General features: G+C 58.9%; 20 protein-coding genes. 12 read left to right on the top strand and 8 right to left on the bottom strand.

Annotation, left to right across the window (positions count from 1 at the left end; all coding sequences use genetic code 11):
* Positions 1–20 precede the first annotated feature (20 nt).
* Complete coding sequence (locus tag BM399_RS17495) at positions 21–314, bottom strand: pentapeptide MXKDX repeat protein (RefSeq protein WP_092868989.1); 294 nt, start codon at positions 312–314, stop codon at positions 21–23.
* 228 nt (positions 315–542) lie between these two features.
* On the opposite strand from BM399_RS17495, the gene BM399_RS17500 reads away from it, so the two are divergent.
* Positions 543–1040, top strand: a complete 498-nt coding sequence (locus BM399_RS17500; RefSeq protein WP_092868990.1) for a DUF2165 family protein — start codon at positions 543–545, stop codon at positions 1038–1040.
* Between the two features lie 33 nt (positions 1041–1073).
* Here the strand turns inward: BM399_RS17500 and BM399_RS17505 are convergent, their stop codons facing one another.
* Complete coding sequence (locus BM399_RS17505; protein WP_143117858.1) at positions 1074–2288, bottom strand: tetratricopeptide repeat protein; 1215 nt, start codon at positions 2286–2288, stop codon at positions 1074–1076.
* A gap of 249 nt (positions 2289–2537) precedes the next feature.
* Here BM399_RS17505 and BM399_RS17510 point away from each other — a divergent pair, with 249 nt between their 5' ends.
* The 6 genes from BM399_RS17510 (at position 2538) to BM399_RS17535 (ending at position 6745) form a co-directional block, all read left to right on the top strand.
* Positions 2538–3011: a hypothetical protein gene (locus tag BM399_RS17510; RefSeq protein WP_092868992.1), complete on the top strand. Its 474-nt coding sequence runs from the start codon at positions 2538–2540 to the stop codon at positions 3009–3011.
* Positions 3012–3134: 123 nt separating this feature from the next.
* Complete coding sequence (locus BM399_RS17515) at positions 3135–3428, top strand: hypothetical protein (protein ID WP_092868993.1); 294 nt, start codon at positions 3135–3137, stop codon at positions 3426–3428.
* 156 nt (positions 3429–3584) lie between these two features.
* Entirely contained in the window at positions 3585–4559 is a 975-nt protein-coding gene (locus BM399_RS17520) for an aliphatic sulfonate ABC transporter substrate-binding protein (RefSeq protein ID WP_092868994.1), read from the top strand.
* Between the two features lie 6 nt (positions 4560–4565).
* Entirely contained in the window at positions 4566–5408 is an 843-nt protein-coding gene (locus BM399_RS17525) for an ABC transporter permease (protein ID WP_092868995.1), read from the top strand.
* Positions 5409–5414: 6 nt separating this feature from the next.
* A complete protein-coding gene (locus tag BM399_RS17530; protein ID WP_092868996.1) occupies positions 5415–6170 on the top strand; it encodes an ABC transporter ATP-binding protein in 756 nt (251 codons plus the stop codon).
* 173 nt (positions 6171–6343) lie between these two features.
* Positions 6344–6745, top strand: a complete 402-nt coding sequence (locus BM399_RS17535) for an AprI/Inh family metalloprotease inhibitor (protein ID WP_092868997.1) — start codon at positions 6344–6346, stop codon at positions 6743–6745.
* Positions 6746–6863: 118 nt separating this feature from the next.
* On the opposite strand, the gene BM399_RS17540 is transcribed toward BM399_RS17535, so the two are convergent.
* The 6 genes from BM399_RS17540 to BM399_RS17565 all read right to left on the bottom strand — a co-directional run bounded on the left by BM399_RS17540 (position 6864) and on the right by BM399_RS17565 (position 11530).
* Positions 6864–7646 carry a bestrophin-like domain gene (locus BM399_RS17540; protein WP_177228198.1) on the bottom strand — a complete coding sequence of 261 codons (783 nt, stop codon included), beginning with the start codon at positions 7644–7646 and terminating at the stop codon, positions 6864–6866.
* A gap of 337 nt (positions 7647–7983) precedes the next feature.
* Positions 7984–8415: a YeeE/YedE family protein gene (locus BM399_RS17545; protein WP_092868999.1), complete on the bottom strand. Its 432-nt coding sequence runs from the start codon at positions 8413–8415 to the stop codon at positions 7984–7986.
* Positions 8412–8855, bottom strand: coding sequence for a YeeE/YedE family protein (locus tag BM399_RS17550; RefSeq protein ID WP_092869000.1), 444 nt, complete (start codon positions 8853–8855; stop codon positions 8412–8414). Before BM399_RS17550 ends, BM399_RS17545 begins: the two co-directional genes overlap by 4 nt.
* 346 nt (positions 8856–9201) lie before the next feature.
* Entirely contained in the window at positions 9202–10536 is a 1335-nt protein-coding gene (locus BM399_RS17555) for a sensor histidine kinase (protein WP_092869001.1), read from the bottom strand.
* Positions 10533–11198 carry a response regulator transcription factor gene (locus tag BM399_RS17560; protein ID WP_092869191.1) on the bottom strand — a complete coding sequence of 222 codons (666 nt, stop codon included), beginning with the start codon at positions 11196–11198 and terminating at the stop codon, positions 10533–10535. The genes BM399_RS17555 and BM399_RS17560 overlap by 4 nt, the downstream gene beginning before the upstream one ends.
* Positions 11198–11530, bottom strand: coding sequence for a PepSY domain-containing protein (locus BM399_RS17565; protein ID WP_244531329.1), 333 nt, complete (start codon positions 11528–11530; stop codon positions 11198–11200). The genes BM399_RS17560 and BM399_RS17565 overlap by 1 nt, the downstream gene beginning before the upstream one ends.
* Before the next feature lie 161 nt (positions 11531–11691).
* On the opposite strand from BM399_RS17565, the gene BM399_RS17570 reads away from it, so the two are divergent.
* From BM399_RS17570 to BM399_RS17590, 5 genes are all read left to right on the top strand, one after another.
* Positions 11692–11964 (top strand): PepSY domain-containing protein, encoded by a 273-nt coding sequence (locus BM399_RS17570; RefSeq protein ID WP_092869002.1) that lies wholly within the window; start codon positions 11692–11694, stop codon positions 11962–11964.
* A 119-nt stretch (positions 11965–12083) separates the two neighbouring features.
* Complete coding sequence (locus tag BM399_RS17575) at positions 12084–12380, top strand: PepSY domain-containing protein (RefSeq protein WP_092869193.1); 297 nt, start codon at positions 12084–12086, stop codon at positions 12378–12380.
* Positions 12381–12385: 5 nt separating this feature from the next.
* Entirely contained in the window at positions 12386–12949 is a 564-nt protein-coding gene (locus BM399_RS17580) for a cytochrome b/b6 domain-containing protein (RefSeq protein WP_092869003.1), read from the top strand.
* Positions 12950–12993: 44 nt separating this feature from the next.
* Positions 12994–13695, top strand: a complete 702-nt coding sequence (locus BM399_RS17585; RefSeq protein ID WP_092869004.1) for a VIT1/CCC1 transporter family protein — start codon at positions 12994–12996, stop codon at positions 13693–13695.
* A gap of 39 nt (positions 13696–13734) precedes the next feature.
* Positions 13735–16032: a heavy metal translocating P-type ATPase gene (locus BM399_RS17590; protein ID WP_425284093.1), complete on the top strand. Its 2298-nt coding sequence runs from the start codon at positions 13735–13737 to the stop codon at positions 16030–16032.
* The last annotated feature ends 10 nt before the right edge of the window (positions 16033–16042 follow it).

Consider the following 16042-nt stretch of genomic DNA (forward strand, 5'->3'; position numbering starts at 1 on the left):
AGCGGCTATTCTCCGGAACCTTACTTCTTTTCCGGAGCCATCGAGTCATGAGCCGTCTGGCCCATGGCGTCAGACCCCATACTGTCCTTCTTCATCGCGCCTGAACCCATGGCATCTTTACCCATGCTGTCTTTGTTCATCGCGTCGGGCGCCATACTATCCTTTTTCATTGCGGCGGGATCCTTGGTCATGCCGGCGCTCTGCATGGTATTGCCGGATTTGCTCGTGGAATCATCGGCAAAAACGGGGCTCGCCAGCGAGCCTGCAGCGGCTAAAGCGACTGCGAGAGAGATACTGCGAATGGGTAGGGCCATGCCAAATTCTCCGGACCGGCGTGACCACCCGGACCCCATGGCCGGCATGCACGCTGCTCTTCGTTGTTCGATGGCGGCGTGGCGATGGTTACATCGGGGAATAAAAAAATCGGGCGGGTCGAACTCTCGGAAATCCTGGGATAGTTAAGGCGAAGGCAGGCATTTCATGTCGGGCTTAGACCTGCTTTCCTCTCATGGGGAGAATCATCGAATGCAGGGAACTAGCCAATGCTCATAACGCGGTATGCCAAGATCATAATGTGTTCAGCACTTGGCGCGGTTTGCCTGTTGATCGCCTTCAACAACATCACAGACTACGGGACGAACTACCTGTTCGTGCAGCACGTGCTCAGCATGGACAGCACGTTGCCCGACAGCAACCTCAAGTACCGCGCGATCTCAAACCCTGTCCTATGGGAAGTGGCATACGCCGCGATCATAACGGCGGAGGCTCTGACAGGCATTTTGTTCATTAGCGGAGCGGCATCACTTTGGCGCACGAGGCGCGCGCCGGCCGAGGTCTTCAATCGTGCAAAGGGGTATGCGATTGCTGGGGGTACGCTTGCGTTCCTCGTCTGGTTCTTCGGCTTCATGGGGATAGGTGGCGAATGGTTCGCAATGTGGGAATCGCGAACGTGGAACGGCCAACAGGCGGCTTTCCGATTCTATATGACCATGCTTGCGGTGTTGGTTTTTCTAAATCAGCCCGATGCCGATTTGGAGTGACGACGACGATGCTCTTGCCCGCTCTCTTAAACGTTAGGCGACAATCAAGCCGGCATTTTTTTTGCCGGTTCCGGAGATCGATTCCAACGGTTCCGATAAGAAGAAATTCTTGGACACATTGGGCCAGTCGGCCTTGACGATCGCCGCCTCTTCTCGCGCGGCCGTCGACAAGCCGCTTACGCCATATGTAATCGCCAGAGTGTAATGGTTCGGCATGAACGACGGGTTGATTTCGATGCCCTGAAGAAATGCTTCGATTGCGCTTTCATATTCCGCCAGTGCGAAGTGACACAAGCCGAGCGCATAATAATAAAAGCTCGACGGATGCGGCTGCAGCAGCATCGCCGTTTCCATGTTGCGCATTGCGGCTTCTCCATCGCCATGCGCCGCGAGGGCTAGGGCCAAGAAGAGCCGTCCATCGGGGAAGTTGGGCTCGAGCGAACACGCGCGCCGCGCGGCGGTCAGCGCATCGACGCCGTCTTTCGTGTGAAGCAACGTCCAACCTAGAACGGCCTGGGCCATCGGCGATTGTCCGTCGAGCGTCACGGCACGATTGGAATGCTCGTAAGCGAGACCGAGTGCAGATACGTGGCTGCTTTCCCACCCCATGCTGTGTTCGAAGACCAACGCGCGTGCGAGCCAAGCATGAGCCGCGGCGTATTTCTTATCGAGCGTGATCGCACGCGAGAAATGCTCTTGCGCCTCAAAGCAAGATTGACGCGTGTACCGCCAAAATGCCGATAATCCGCGAAGTAATGCATCGCGGGCTTCGGGGGAGGGAGGGCCATCCGGTCGCTTGTGCGATGTGTTCGAGAGATTCAACTCCTTAAGGCGGGGCGAAACGGTAGAAAAATGGGTGTCCGATCGTTCCCGTTCCGGTCGATTGAGCGGCTCCCGGCGGATCTCAATTCTCGGCTCATAGCCACCCCTCGGCAGCTCGACGACGATGGTATCAAATCGCCCAATCGACTGGTAATAGTCGCGGAGCTTGTCGCGCAGACGCCCGGCTTCCATTCGGACGATCGGATTGACGAGCGGATCGAACGAGGCGGGGCGATCAAAAACATCAAGCGCAATCGTATAGCCTTTGAGGCGTTCGGCGCGGCCCGCAAGCGCTTCGCCGACGATGTAGGCGAGAAATCGTCGTCGTCGCTCGGACTGCTTGAAAAACTCACTGCTCAAGATGCGGTCGAGCTGCCCAACGATGGCTTTCCTGTCTGACTCGCTCCAATCCATTGGCTTCGTCACGTCAGGCCTCGTCCCTGCCCTCTGTTCGCCGGTTGTTACTGTAACATCCTATCGTAGAGACTTTCTCCTGGCATTATTCCTCCGCAGACGGAAACAAGAAAGCCGGTGGGTCTGGATTTTGAAATATCGTGCGGCCAAGAACACTCAATTGCGCTTCGGCTGAGCGATAGCGAGCATCAAATAATAACTCCGTTCAGAAATTCAGGATCGTCCGGCGTCAGCAGAATTGAATTTAAATGGAGCATTGAAATGAACGTCCAAAAGCTCGTTGTCGCCCTTCCCGTGGCGCTCCTCTTTGCCGGCACTGGACAGGTGCAGGCCGGCCCGACGATCGAGGAGGCATTCGCGCTCGCATGCGTGACCGATAAGTGGGACGTTAAGGAGCCCGAAAAGGGGCACAAGCTGGTCGACTACGCTGGCCGATGCATCGACGTTCCCGACGATAAGAGCGAAGCACTCACTTCGGAGGATTGCGTCGGCAAGTACGAATACATGCCAGATGGAAGTTGGAAGGGCTCCGGCACCTGTACTCGGAACCTCAAAGGTGGTGACCACATCACCGACACGTGGGAGGAAGGATCACACCTTAAAGTCAACGTCTACAAGACGACCGGTGGAACAGGTAAATACCAAGGTGCAACCGGCGGCGGCACGTACACGATGGACAGCATCACGGATACTCTCGGTGGCGGCAGACTCAAGGGCAAGATCTCGCTGCCCTGAGATGATGTCCTTCAGACGCAAATGCTCGGTGATGGCGGAGCGGGCGCCTCATCTCGGCGTATCGCTGCCGGAGCGTTCTGATCGGCAGTCGGGTTGAGCATCGATAGGGGCAGCTAGCGGCCCATGACCATTAATCCCGACGAGATCCGAGAAGAGATGAAGCGAGGCATCGACTCTCTTCTCGATCTCGTCTTTGCGCAAAGCACATCCGAGACGCCGTTGTATTCAAGAAGCGAGGCCTTCGAGCTGATCCACGCCGCGTTACGGGTTTGCAGCGTGAGCGCGGAGAGCACGCTTGCGGCCTATGCGACGACAACCATCCTGGACATGCTGGGGCTGAAGTTTTGGACCTTCGACGAGTACGAGGCTCAGGTCTGCCGCCGGGCCATTCGGCCGATCAACCTCGATGAGGAATAGGACCGAGACTCCCGCGAGCACGGCTAAACTCTCCAAATGCGCGCCAGGCGGCGATCCGTTTCGATCTCGGAATATCGTCATCACTTCTTCTTCGTTAAGTCTCGCTCGCTGACCCCTTATGAACTCTGCTCGGGTTGTTCAAAGGGGTACGACAAGATGAAATTTTGGGACCGGGCCCGGGCATCGCTAGCCCTCGGCATCGCGCTTATCTTGTCTTCGGCCGCGCAGGCTGCGGATAAGATCACGGAGATCAGGATCGATTGGGCGACGTACAATCCCGTTTCCCTGGCGCTCAAGGACAACGGGATTCTCGAAAAGGAATTCGAGAAGGATGGGATCGCGATCCGCTGGGTTCAGTCCCTCGGCTCCAACAAGGCACTCGAGTTCTTGAACGCAAGTTCTCTCGACTTCGGCTCGACTGCAGGTGCCGCCGCACTCGTCGGAAAGATCAACGGCAACCCAATCAAATCGATTTACGTTTATTCGCGACCGGAATGGACGGCACTCGTTACGCGGCCGGATACCGGGATAACCAAGGTTGCCGATCTCAAGGGTAAGCGCATTGCAGCGACACGCGGCACCGATCCGCACATCTTTCTCGTTCGATCCCTGCAGGAAGTAGGTCTGACGGAGAAGGACGTAACCGTTGTTGTTCTCCAGCATGGTGACGGCAAAGCCGCTCTCCTTCGTGGCGACGTCGACGCTTGGGCGGGCCTCGATCCGCTCATGGCTTCCGCCGAGATCGAGAATGGCGCGAAGCTCTTCCATAGAAACCGCGAAGCCAACAGCTGGGGTGTGCTCAACGTTCGGGAAGCCTTCGCCAACGAACATCCGGATGTCGTCAAGCGCGTGCTCGCAGCTTACGAAAAAGCGCGCGAATGGTCGCTTGCCCATCCGGCCGAGCTGCAAAAATCGCTCGTAACGGCAACCAAGCTTCCGGACGCGGTCATTGCCAAGCAGCTCGGCGAACGCACCGATCTCACGTTTTCCAAGATCGGGCCGTTGCAGCGGGACACGATATTGGCCGCCGGGCTCGCGCTTCAGAAGGCCGAGGTGATCAAACCGGACGTCGATGTCGCTGCTACCGTCGACGCGCTGATTGACGCCAAGTTCTCGACCGCTTCCAACTAGAGTCCAATGGGCATTGCAGAGCAAGCCGGCTTTTCGATTGCCGAAAAGCCTGGCACCAAAGCCCGCCATCCGAAAAGGATGCGCGGGCTTGCCCCTATTTTCGCCGGCTTCATTTTGCCGATCACGCTCGGGCTCGGATGGGAAATTGCCGTCCGCACCGGCGTCGCCGACGGACGTCTCGTACCGCCGCCGTCGCGGATTTTCGAAACGGTGGTTGAACTCGCCCAATCCGGCGAACTGTTGCTGCACATCAAGGCCACGTGTCTGCGCGTTCTCGCCGGCTTCAGTGGCGGAACGCTCGCCGGCACGCTACTCGGCGCCATCGCCGGCTATTCGTTGCTCACGCGCCGGCTCGTCGATCCGACGCTTCAAGCTTTGAGAGCGGTTCCATCGATTGCGTGGGTTCCGCTTTTCATTCTCTGGTTCGGAATTTTCGAGACTTCGAAGATCACTCTTATCGCTGTGGGGGTCCTCTTTCCCGTGTATCTCGGTGTTCTGGGAGCCATTCTGTCGGTCGATCGTAAAATCGTCGAGGTTGGGCGTGTCTTCCGGCTGTCGCCGTTCGCGCTTACACGGCGCGTGCTGTTACCCTCCATCCTTCCGGCCTATGTCGTCGCGCTCCGTGGCGGTCTTGGCCTCGGCTGGATGTTTGTCGTGGCGGCAGAGTTCATGGGCGCCTCCGAAGGACTTGGCTATCTTTTGGTCGACGGCCAGCAGCTTGGAAAGCCACAACAGATCGTAACGGCCATACTGATATTCGCCATTCTCGGCCAAGCTTCCGATTGGCTGCTGTCCACCGCCGCGGCGCCATTCCTTCGCTGGCAAGACTCCTTCTCGACCAGCGATTGAAGACCGATGCTCGAAGCGCACCAGATCAGAAAAACGTATCCGAACGGAACAGTCGCGCTCCATGACGTTTCGTTGAATGTGACGGCAGGTGAGATTGTTGTGATCGTCGGCGGCTCGGGATGCGGAAAGAGCACCTTGCTGCGTGTGCTGTCGGGCCTTGAAAGACCATCAGCGGGTTGGGTCTCGGTCGACGGTGCGCGGATCGAAGAACCTCATCCTGCGGTCGGCATGATCTTTCAAGAACCGCGGCTGATGCCTTGGCTGACTGTTCGGCAAAATGTCGGGTTCGGACTGTCTCACCTCCCAAAGGCTGAGAGGCTGGCGCGGGTCGACGAGGTTCTCGCGCGGGTTGGACTTGCCGATTACGGCCGCCGCTGGCCGCGCGAACTCTCGGGTGGTCAAAGTCAGAGGGTATCGATTGCGCGCGCGCTCGTCACACAGCCGAGCGTTCTCCTGCTCGATGAACCGTTTTCGGCACTCGACGCCTTTACGCGCATCGAGCTTCAGGATCATCTGCTCGAACTCTGGGCGGGCAGCCGGCAGACACTGGTGCTGGTTACCCACGACATCGAAGAAGCGGTGGCGCTTGCAACGCGGCTTGTCGTGCTGAAGCCGGCCCCGGGCCGAATAGCGACGACGTTCGACGTGCAACTCGGTCAGCCGCGCAGCCGCCTCTCGATCGCTTTCGGAGACGAGAAGAGGCGGCTTCTCGCGGCGCTTGATCATTCCCTGTCCGAATTTCGCGCGCAGGTTTCCGGCTAGCTTGCAGGGGGGCCCGGCGGTTGGGCGCGCTTTGGTTCACGCTGTTGCGCTGGAATTCTAAAAGGGAGTGTCGCTCTAATCTTAGCCATCAACCCGATGGACAGAACGCTCCGTATCGGTAAGCTCGGGTCCTTGTCGCTCAACAAAAACCCTAGAAATCAATCGAGCCAGCAATGCCATCCTTTTCCCGCTTTCTGTTCATGATACTCCTTCTCACTTCCGCCTCTCCACTCGCTGCCCAGGAGTTGAAACTCATGGACACGAGCGGCGTCCATCCGGAGATGCTCAACGATATCTATGGCGAATGGGAGGTGAGCGACAACACGGGCGGCAAGCGCTGTCAGGTGACGCTGAAGAAGGAGGCGACGATCGGCGGCAACGAGATCGAGATTGCGGAGGGCTGCGCCGAGACGTTCCCTGTGATGGGCGAAATCACGGCGTGGCGGCTTTACGAGGGCTGGGGCATTGGCTTTGCCGACGCCACTCGCAAGCTGCGCATTCATTTCTTCACCCCGGACGAGCGCTATGTCGCCGAGCCCGAGGTGGATGGCATCAACACCATCGTCAAGAAGTAGCCCGTCTGGCCGCGCAGGGTCTGGCCGCGCAGGAATGCCATCGTGGTGGCAGACTGTTGGCGCGGCGCTTGTCGCCGCTTCCAGCATCGGCATTGAAGAGGGATCGCATCCTCAAGCGTCAGGTGCGATGGCCGAAATCCGTGAGAACCCTACTGAGTGCTTCGCTATCGATATGCACGGGTCCGGTGAAGGGATGATCGATTGAAATGATCACGAGGAGGCCCATAAAGACGATTGTCGATAGGATGCCTGTCATCAAAACTTGAGCGCTAAGATTTTCGGTTCCAAAGAAGAAGGTGAATCCAACCGTGAGGAACGCGCCAAAAACTAAAACGAGCCACAGTACGCTCGGCACGACGCCGGCGGCGAGCTGAATTCTCGTTCGCCGAGATTGGGTAAGGGTGTCGAGCTGTTTGAAGATCTCGCTATATACCGCCGATGACCCGCTGTTCGCGTTGCTTGCGCGAATTGCCGCCAGGTAAAGATCATCGAGTGCTTTTCGCACATCGTCGCTCGCGTCCTCTCCGGCCATTCGCGGCCAGTCTTTCTCAATCGCGAGACCCAAGTAGTTGCTAAGCGCGTTCCGTATCGCAACGGCGTCAGGGACGGGGCCTGGGGAGAGTCGATAAATCGTTGCGGATGCCCCCGCTTCTTGGAGGACAGCGGTTTCGGCATCGCTGAAGCGCTCCCAAACGACGATTACCGCGAATGCCAAAAGAACCGCGTAGATGACGCCAACGGTCGCGAATTTGAAGCCGGCGATTTCATTGTTCGACGTCAAACGCTCCAGTCCGACTCTGCGTCGGACGAATACTGTGCCGATCATCGCGGCTGCCGTGGGAACGATGACGACCAGGAGCGTCCCGAGCCTAAGAGGAAGTGAGGACAGGTAATGCGACATGACTGCTTTCCCCCGACTGGCGCTGTCGAGGACAATAAGCACGGTCACGCGAAATGCGCATCTACTCCGCGTGCTGATCGGTGGTTTGGGGGCCATCTTTGGATGGGAACGGAAACGTGGATGCGCGTGCACAGCACTTTCGCGGCGGGACTCGCTTTCGGCCGAGCGCCCGCCAGACGAATTCTGCGGACGCTGAAACATAGCTAAGCTATTGATTTAGCTCGCGCGCTGGAGATGATGAAGACGAGAACCTGCATCGTCATTAAGGTTGATTGACAGCGCAGCGTGCCCTGCGTCTTCCAATGTCCGTCTTTCAAGCTACCAGCAAAATAGGCTCTTACGCTTCCTTGATTTCCGATGGTCGCTTGCGGACAAGGCTGGCTGCCACGATTCCGATCAGCATCGTTGGTACGAACACAAGTGTACCTGTCGCGGCGAGCCCGAGCGACGTAACCGCAGGACCCGGGCAGAAGCCGAAGAGGCCCCAACCAAGTCCGAAGATCGCAGACCCGATGACGAGCGGTCGATCGATGTTATTCTGGACAGGCAAATGAAAGCCCGAGTCAAGAAGAGGCTTTGGCCGCCGAAGCACAAAATGATAGCCCGTGGCTGTTACGGCGATCGCGCCGAGCATCACGAAAGCCAAACTGGGATCCCAGCTTCCCGCGACGTCCAGAAAATTCAGCACTTTTGCAGGATTGGCCATTCCGGAAATGACAAGTCCGATGCCGAAAATCAGCCCTGCAGCAAGGTTGACGACGAGGCTCATGGGCCACCTCCGATGATGTGGCGGACGACGAACACGGTGAGTACAGCCACTGCCATGAATATGATTGTCGCCGCGAGGGAGCGCTTCGAGAAACGTGAAAGTCCGCAGACGCCGTGACCGCTTGTGCAACCTCCACCCAGGACAGCACCGAATCCGACAAGCAGTCCGGCAATCGCCGCGAGCGGAATATTTGTCGATACCGATTGTGTGACGGCATGGCCGGTCACGGCTGTCCAGACGAAGGGGGCGGAGATCAGTCCTATGATGAAGGCCAAGGCTTGCGCGGGCTTGCTGTCGGCTGCCGGCGCGATCAGCCTTTTCACGATGCCGCTTATGCCTGCGATGCGCCCGTTGGAATAGAGGAGGAGAACCGCAGAAACGCCGATCAGCGCGCCGCCCACACTTGACGCCAGAGCCGTAAATTCAGTCGCTACAGCCAACTTCGAAGCCTCTCGTGCTCGTTCTCGACAATCAGCAACGCGATCCTACAAAGGACGCGCCAACTCCATGCCAACGCGTCGAGATCGACGTCAACGCGATTGCTGCTACGTCGTGAAACAAGGGCTTTTTTCACGCAGCCTTGAGATAAAACGAACATTCTCGCCCACCGCAGTCCCTTTCCCGCGCCAGACCTTGATGTCTGCTTCTGTATACGACTGCCGGAAACCTCGCAGCTGAGCCCATTGGCCGCTGTGACCGGTACCGGTCGTTCAGTCTCTCAGACGCTACGAGCCAGAATCGGAATTTGGTTGGTACGTAGCTCACACTCGAATGGAACGTCAGGCGTTAGAATACGGCTCGGAGTCCGCCGAAGCTCGACGTCTCAAGCGTCAGTTTCCGCCCGTAGGCGTCGAGAACCTCTTGGACGATGGCCAAACCTAGGCCCGAGCCGTCACCCTTTTCGTCGAGGCGCTTACCGCGTTCAATGGCATTGGCGCGGTCAGCTTCTGCTATGCCCTGGCCATCATCTTCCACGTATATCATCCCATCGCCACGGCATCCGATACGAACGCGAGATCGTGCATGCCGTCCCGCGTTCTCGATGAGATTGCCCAATACCTCTGCCAGATCAGTCTTGTCGATTCTGACGCTCGGCTCGCCGCTAAAGTCCGTTTCAAATGAGAGCGATCTGCTGTCGACGGAACGTCGTTGGATCGAAAGCAGCGATTCGACGAGGGGCCGGATAGGCGTCGGACTGATGCCGCCCAGGCCACGGGAGCCGCGAATACGAGCACGGGCCAATTCACGGTCGACGTGCCGGCCCATCGCTTCACTGACTTCCATCAATCGGGCTGCGATTTCGCGATCGCCTTTTTCCTGAAGAACCCTCGCATCTGCGGCCAGCGCCGCGAGCGGGGTTTTTAGGCCGTGTGCCAGATCGGCAGCGCGTCCGCGCGCGCGCTCGACTTCGAGCGTCCGCGCAGTGAGCAAACCATTGATCTCGTCGACCAATGGTTCAATCTCACTCGGAACCGGTCCTTCCAATTGCGCGGACCGGCCTTGGCGCACGGCAGCAATCCGGTCGCGCAGGCGCTCCAAGGGCTTGAGACCCAAGCCGATCTGAATCCAGGTTGCTGCACCGAGAACAAGGCCGAGCAATGCGAGCGCCGGGACGAGATCGCCGACAAACGCGCGACGAGCCTCGGCAATACCTGCCGTATCGGCCGCAAATATAAGCCGCACGGGAGTCGGAGTATTATTCATGCTCACGACGACGGCGCGCTCGACCGCGATCAAGTCGGCGTTCCTGGGGCCAATTACGCGATGATAATGAACGTCACCGGGGGCCAGGGCATCATGGGGAAGTGGCAGCTTGGAATCCCATAGCGACCGCGATCTCGTCATCCCGCCAGCGGCAGTACTGATTTGCCAATAGAGGCCAGACAGCGGCTCCGAAAAACGCGGGTCGGATGGCTGGCGTTTCAGCAGAGGTTGACCGGCAGGGTCGATTTCCAAGGACCCGATCGCCTGGCGCAAATCGACTTCAAGATCGTTCGTGAGGGATCGTGTGACATGGCGCTCGAAAAGCAGCGCCAATCCGATGCCGGCAACAACCAGCGCCACGATAATAGCCGCTGCCCCTCCAGCGATAAGACGAAGCTGTAGCGATCCGGCAGTCATGAACCTGGCTCAGCGATGATGTAGCCGAAACCGCGCCGGGTCTTGATCACATCACCGTCAATCTTGCGCCTCACACGAGCGATCAGGGCTTCGATCGCATTCGAATCATAAGCATCTTCCGACCCGTGAATGTGCTCGCTCAATTCTGCTTGCGAGACCACGCGCCCCTGATTGTGCATGAGATAGGCAATGGCTCGGTATTCCAGCGGCGCGAGATCGACTGGAACGCCTGCCAAGCTTACCCGCATTTGCCGCTCATCAAGAGACAGGTCACCGACAGTGAGGAGCGGAGACCCATGCCCCGCGGACCGCCGGACCAGAGCGCGCAAGCGGGCGACGAGCTCCTCCATGCGAAACGGCTTCGGGAGGTAGTCGTCGGCGCCAGCATCGATGCCTTCGACCCGTTCCATCCAGCTCCCGCGAGCGGTGAGCGCGATCACTGGCAGGTTCCGTTTAGCCTCCCGCCATTTCTTGAGCACCGTCAAGCCGTCCATATGCGGAAGCCCGAGATCAAGAACGACGGCATCGTAATCCTCGGTGTCTCCGAGAAACCAGGCATTCTCGCCATCGGACGCCGTCTCGGTGACGTAGCCGGCAGCCCGCAGCGCCTTGCACACGTCGGCTGCGATCCGAGCGTCATCCTCAACAACCAGCACCCGCATCATTTCTCCTTAGTCTTCAGGATTTGAGCGGTCGCAGCGTCAACGTAGACGTCGAACAGGCGGCCCTTCTCGCCGGCGACGCGAAACTCGTATATCCAAACTCCGTCTTCGCGCTCGATCTCGATCCCGACGACCTCGCCTGGAAGTTTCGGCAGCACCGCCTGCAGCACCACGGAAAGCGGCTTCAGTTCGCCCCGTTCGACGGCTGCTCGCACCGCCTCGTGCTCGCTTCGCTCGGTCTCGCTCTCGTGGTCGTCGTCGCCCATCGCGCGTGTCGCAGCACCGACCACCATAAGAGCGACCATAAAGATTTTAATGGGATGCAGGGTCATCGGTATTGATCTCGCGCAAAAATCCCAGGGCCGGGCAGGATATAACCGGCAAGATGATGGGATGCTGACATCAGCCGTCAGCGTTAACTCACTTCAATTCCTGCAGAGTGCACTCATGGCGCCGAATTGTCCGGTGCCACAAATACTCTGAGGAGAGAACCATGCGCACCCTATTTCTTGCAGCCCTTCTGCCCGTGCTGGTCGTCGGCCCTGCCGCCTACGCCAAGGACGACGAACCCTGCACGCGTGCCCCAAAGGAGCAATGGCTGACTACCGAACAGCTCAAGACCAAGCTCACCGAACAAGGGTTCACGGTCTCCAAAATTGAGATCGAGGAGGGCTGCGCGGAGGTCGATGTCAGGGGCAAGGACGGCAAGGAGTCCGAGCTTCATCTCGATCCTGCGACCGGGAACGTCGTCGAGATTGACGATTAGGCGCCTGACGAGACGCTGACACCAAGCATCAGGATGCCATCATCGCGAATGGTGCAAAATTCGGATCGTTGGTGCCTGATGTTTGGCCGAACATCCAACAACTTACGAAGGAAGCCAAAATGAAAACGCTGCTTATCACCACCGCTCTGCTGGTTGGATTAGCATCGAATGCCATGGCGGGAAGCTATGGCAAACTGTGCACGACCGAGCCCAAAGAGAAGTGGATGACGATCGAGGCAATTGAGAAATTGGTCAAAGACCATGGCTACGAGGTCGCCAAGTCCAAGATGAAGGGAACATGTGCTGAGGTTTACGCTCGCGACACGAAGCAAGGTGCGCGAATCGAATTCTTCATCGATCCTGCAACGGGCAATCCTGTCGGGACGGACTGGAAGAATCAGAAGAGCAATGGGTGAGATCCATGAGTCACTCTGACAGTCTGCAGGAGGCCGGCGGCTATTCTCCGCCGGCCAACGTGAAGGTCTGGGATCCTTTCATCCGCGTTTTCCATTGGAGCCTTGTCCTCCTATTTGCCGTCGCCTTCCTGACGGGGGATGAGATCGAGTGGATGCACTTGTGGGCCGGATATGCCATCGCGGCGCTTGTCGCGTTGAGGATCCTTTGGGGGTTCATCGGGTCTCGTCACGCCCGTTTTTCAGATTTCGTGAAAGGGCCGAGCACGGTTTTCCAGTATCTCAAACAGAGCACGCGGCTGGAAGCGCCGAGATATGTCGGCCACAATCCCGCAGGCGGGGCGATGATCGTTCTGCTGATCGTCATGCTCGTCGGGCTGTCGATCACCGGATACCTGATGACCACCGATGCCTTCTGGGGTTCTAAACCGATGGAGGAGGTTCACGAAGCCTTAGCAAACGTCACGCTTGGTCTTGTGGTGTTGCATGTTCTTGGAGTTGTCATTTCGAGCCTTGAGCACGGCGAGAACCTCGTGAAGGCTATGATCACGGGACGAAAGCGCCTGCCTTGATGCGTTCTGACTGTCCCCAGGAGCACAAACGAAAGAAAACAAAAATGAGCAGACTCCACATCCACCCCGAAAGCCACCTGGTCGATCGGATCGGGTGGCTGCGCGCCGCAGTGCTCGGAGCCAACGACGGCATTGTCTCGACGGCGAGCCTCATCGTCGGCGTGGCGGCTGCTTCGGCCAAGCCCAGCGATATTCTCGTCGCCGGCGTCGCGGGGCTAGTTGCGGGCGCAATGTCGATGGCGGCCGGGGAATATGTCTCGGTCAGCTCGCAGTCGGACACCGAGCAAGCGGATCTCGCGCGCGAACGTCAGGAACTACGTGATAACATCGACTTCGAGAGGGAGGAGCTGGCCCAAATCTACGTCAAACGCGGCGTCGAACACGAACTGGCCGTGAAAGTTGCCGACCAGCTGATGGCCAAAGACGCGTTGGGCGCGCACGCTCGTGACGAGCTTGGAATTTCTGAGATCAGCACGGCGCGTCCCGTGCAAGCTGCGCTGACCTCGGCGGCAACCTTTGCCGTCGGTGCCTCGATGCCGTTGTTGATGGTTCTGATCTCCCCGTCGGACAAGCTCGTGCCCATTGTTTCTGTCGCCTCTCTAGGTTTCCTCGCCCTCCTTGGGGCCGTCGGCGCTAAGGCCGGCGGTGCGGATATCGTGAAGGCGACGGCCCGCGTGACATTCTGGGGAGCGCTGGCGATGGCTTTAACGGCTGGGATCGGGAGACTTTTCGGGACGGTCGTTTAAGATCACCGGCCATCATTCCGGATTTTGCGAGGCTCAACTGTGCCTATTGCTTTTACGGAACGACTGCAACGCAGAGCCCTGATCGCCGTTGCACTGTCCGGATTGACCGTCGGCGGCCTGCTTTACACGGCGGGCTATCCTCATGCGGCGAGATGGTCTTGGGCGGCCGGGACGGTGCCGGTCGTCATCGGGCTGTTCGTGTCCATGGTTCGCGACCTCATGGCCGGCCGTATGGGTGTCGATGCAGTTGCATTCATCTCAATGTCGGCGGCGCTAGTGCTGGGTCAGCCTCTTGCCGGTGTCGTTGTGGCGGTCATGTATGCGGGCGGGAATCTTCTCGAAGATTTCGCTGTCGCGCGCGCCGAACGCGATCTCAAGTCCCTGACCGACCGCGCGCCGCGCATCGCTCATCGGCGCCGCGGAGACTCGTTGGAAGACGTCGCGATCGAAGACGTCGCCGTCGGCGATACCGTATTGGTGCGCGCAGGCGAAGTCATTCCCATTGATGGCGTCATCCTCGCCGCGTCAGCAACGCTCGACGAGGCGGCGTTGACGGGCGAGCCCATTCCCGTGACGCGCCCGAAAGGCGATCCCGTTCATAGCGGGACGATTAACGCGGGTGAAACGTTTGAAATGCGCGCGACAGCGAGTGCCAGTGAAAGCACTTACGCTGGCATCATCAAACTCGTAACCGCTGCGCAAACGGCGAAGACACCGTTCATCCGGCTGGCGGATCGCTATGCGTTGTTGCTGCTGCCGGTGACGCTTGCGTTGGCGACGGCAGCTTGGCTGTGGTCGGGCGATCCTATTCGCGGTCTTGCCGTTCTCGTGGCATCGACTCCCTGTCCGCTCATTCTGGCGGCTCCAGTTGCCTTTATCGCCGGTATCTCCCGAGCCGCTCGCCGCGGCGTCCTCGTCAAAGGCGGTGCTGCGATTGAAGCGTTGGCGCGAACGCATACTGTGATGTTCGATAAGACCGGCACGCTGACCGTTGGCGGCGCGCGACTTGTTGCCATCGAAACCGCGCCGCACCAGTCGGCTAACGAGATCATGCGCCTTGCGGGCTCTCTTGAGCAGGCCTCCCATCATGTCGTCGCGGCGGCAATCGTTGCGGCAGCGCGTGCACGGGGACTTGTGCTTTCTCAGCCGACGGAGGTCAAAGAGACGATGGGGTCGGGCCTTCAGGGTTTGGTCGAAGGTCGCCAAGTACGCGTGGGTTCCTTCGACTTAGTGTACGGCCAGGGGCGGCCGCCGCCTTGGGCGGTGCGCGCGCTTCGCCGGGCATCGTGGCGATCCGCGCTGAGTGTGTTTGTGTCAGTGGATGGCAAAACAATCGGGGCCATTCTCTTGGCTGACGAATTGCGGCGCGAGACGCCTAGGGCTGTGCAAGCTCTGCGCGCCGCCGGCGTGAAGCGCATCATGATGGTCACCGGCGATCGAGCCGAGTCGGCGGATACGATTGCCGCAGCTCTAGACCTTGATGCCGTGCTTGCTGAACGAGTTCCGTCCGACAAAGTGGAGGCTGTTGTCGTCGAACAGCGGCTTCATCCGACGATCATGGTGGGCGATGGCATCAATGATGCGCCTGCTCTTGCGGCCGCCGATGTCGGCATTGCGTTGGGCGCGCGTGGCGCCAGCGCGTCTTCAGAGGCTGCCGACGTCGTTATTCTGGTTGATCAGCTTGATCGGGTTTCCGATGCAGTTGCGATTGCTCGACGAACGCGCCGCATCGCTATTCAGAGCATCGCCGCGGGCATGGGCATGTCGGGCATGGCGATGATCGCTGCGGCGTTCGGATATTTAACGCCGGTGGAGGGCGCACTTACACAGGAGGCAATTGATGTCGCGGTCATACTCAATGCACTGCGTGCTCTGACTCCGGGATGGAGATTTGGTCAGCAGCATCTCCAGACGGCTGCCAGTCGTGCTCTTCGGCAGGGTCACACCGATGTTCAGGCGTGCCTCGATCGTCTGAGGGAGATTGCGGATGCGCTCGACGAAGCATCTGCTGATAGCGCGGTTCCGCTGATCCTTGAGGCCAACGAACTGATTGCCCGGAACATCGTCGAACACGAACGCGACGATGAGAGCAACGTCTATCCGCGCATTGCCAAGATCCTCCATGACGCTCCTGGGCTTGTTGCCATGAGCCGTGCGCACCGCGAAATTCTTCATTTGTCGCGATTGCTTTCGAGATTGTCGAACGGCCTGAAGATCGAGGCCGTCGACAAGTATCTGATCCGGGATGCTCAGCGGGTCATTGAATCAATCGAATCCCTGGTCCGCATGCACAATGCCCAGGAAGACGACATCTACGAGCAGGCAGCGGCGGGCTAGCGCCTGACGA

Source organism: Hyphomicrobium facile, from assembly GCF_900116175.1.
In the GTDB taxonomy this organism is placed as follows: domain Bacteria; phylum Pseudomonadota; class Alphaproteobacteria; order Rhizobiales; family Hyphomicrobiaceae; genus Hyphomicrobium_B; species Hyphomicrobium_B facile.

Excerpts from the sequence above, each read along its gene's own strand:
- BM399_RS17560 (WP_092869191.1), bottom strand. The coding sequence starts at position 11,198 with ATGCGGGTGCTGGTTGTTGAGGATGACGCTCGGATCGCAGCCGACGTG.
- BM399_RS17500 (WP_092868990.1), top strand. The coding sequence starts at position 543 with ATGCTCATAACGCGGTATGCCAAGATCATAATGTGTTCAGCACTTGGC.
- BM399_RS17565 (WP_244531329.1), bottom strand. The coding sequence starts at position 11,530 with ATGACCCTGCATCCCATTAAAATCTTTATGGTCGCTCTTATGGTGGTC.
- BM399_RS17545 (WP_092868999.1), bottom strand. The coding sequence starts at position 8,415 with ATGAGCCTCGTCGTCAACCTTGCTGCAGGGCTGATTTTCGGCATCGGA.
- BM399_RS17495 (WP_092868989.1), bottom strand. The coding sequence starts at position 314 with ATGGCCCTACCCATTCGCAGTATCTCTCTCGCAGTCGCTTTAGCCGCT.
- BM399_RS17580 (WP_092869003.1), top strand. The coding sequence starts at position 12,386 with ATGAGTCACTCTGACAGTCTGCAGGAGGCCGGCGGCTATTCTCCGCCG.
- BM399_RS17530 (WP_092868996.1), top strand. The coding sequence starts at position 5,415 with ATGCTCGAAGCGCACCAGATCAGAAAAACGTATCCGAACGGAACAGTC.
- BM399_RS17575 (WP_092869193.1), top strand. The coding sequence starts at position 12,084 with ATGAAAACGCTGCTTATCACCACCGCTCTGCTGGTTGGATTAGCATCG.
- BM399_RS17570 (WP_092869002.1), top strand. The coding sequence starts at position 11,692 with ATGCGCACCCTATTTCTTGCAGCCCTTCTGCCCGTGCTGGTCGTCGGC.
- BM399_RS17525 (WP_092868995.1), top strand. The coding sequence starts at position 4,566 with ATGGGCATTGCAGAGCAAGCCGGCTTTTCGATTGCCGAAAAGCCTGGC.
- BM399_RS17535 (WP_092868997.1), top strand. The coding sequence starts at position 6,344 with ATGCCATCCTTTTCCCGCTTTCTGTTCATGATACTCCTTCTCACTTCC.
- BM399_RS17540 (WP_177228198.1), bottom strand. The coding sequence starts at position 7,646 with ATGTCGCATTACCTGTCCTCACTTCCTCTTAGGCTCGGGACGCTCCTG.
- BM399_RS17520 (WP_092868994.1), top strand. The coding sequence starts at position 3,585 with ATGAAATTTTGGGACCGGGCCCGGGCATCGCTAGCCCTCGGCATCGCG.
- BM399_RS17515 (WP_092868993.1), top strand. The coding sequence starts at position 3,135 with ATGACCATTAATCCCGACGAGATCCGAGAAGAGATGAAGCGAGGCATC.
- BM399_RS17555 (WP_092869001.1), bottom strand. The coding sequence starts at position 10,536 with ATGACTGCCGGATCGCTACAGCTTCGTCTTATCGCTGGAGGGGCAGCG.
- BM399_RS17510 (WP_092868992.1), top strand. The coding sequence starts at position 2,538 with ATGAACGTCCAAAAGCTCGTTGTCGCCCTTCCCGTGGCGCTCCTCTTT.
- BM399_RS17585 (WP_092869004.1), top strand. The coding sequence starts at position 12,994 with ATGAGCAGACTCCACATCCACCCCGAAAGCCACCTGGTCGATCGGATC.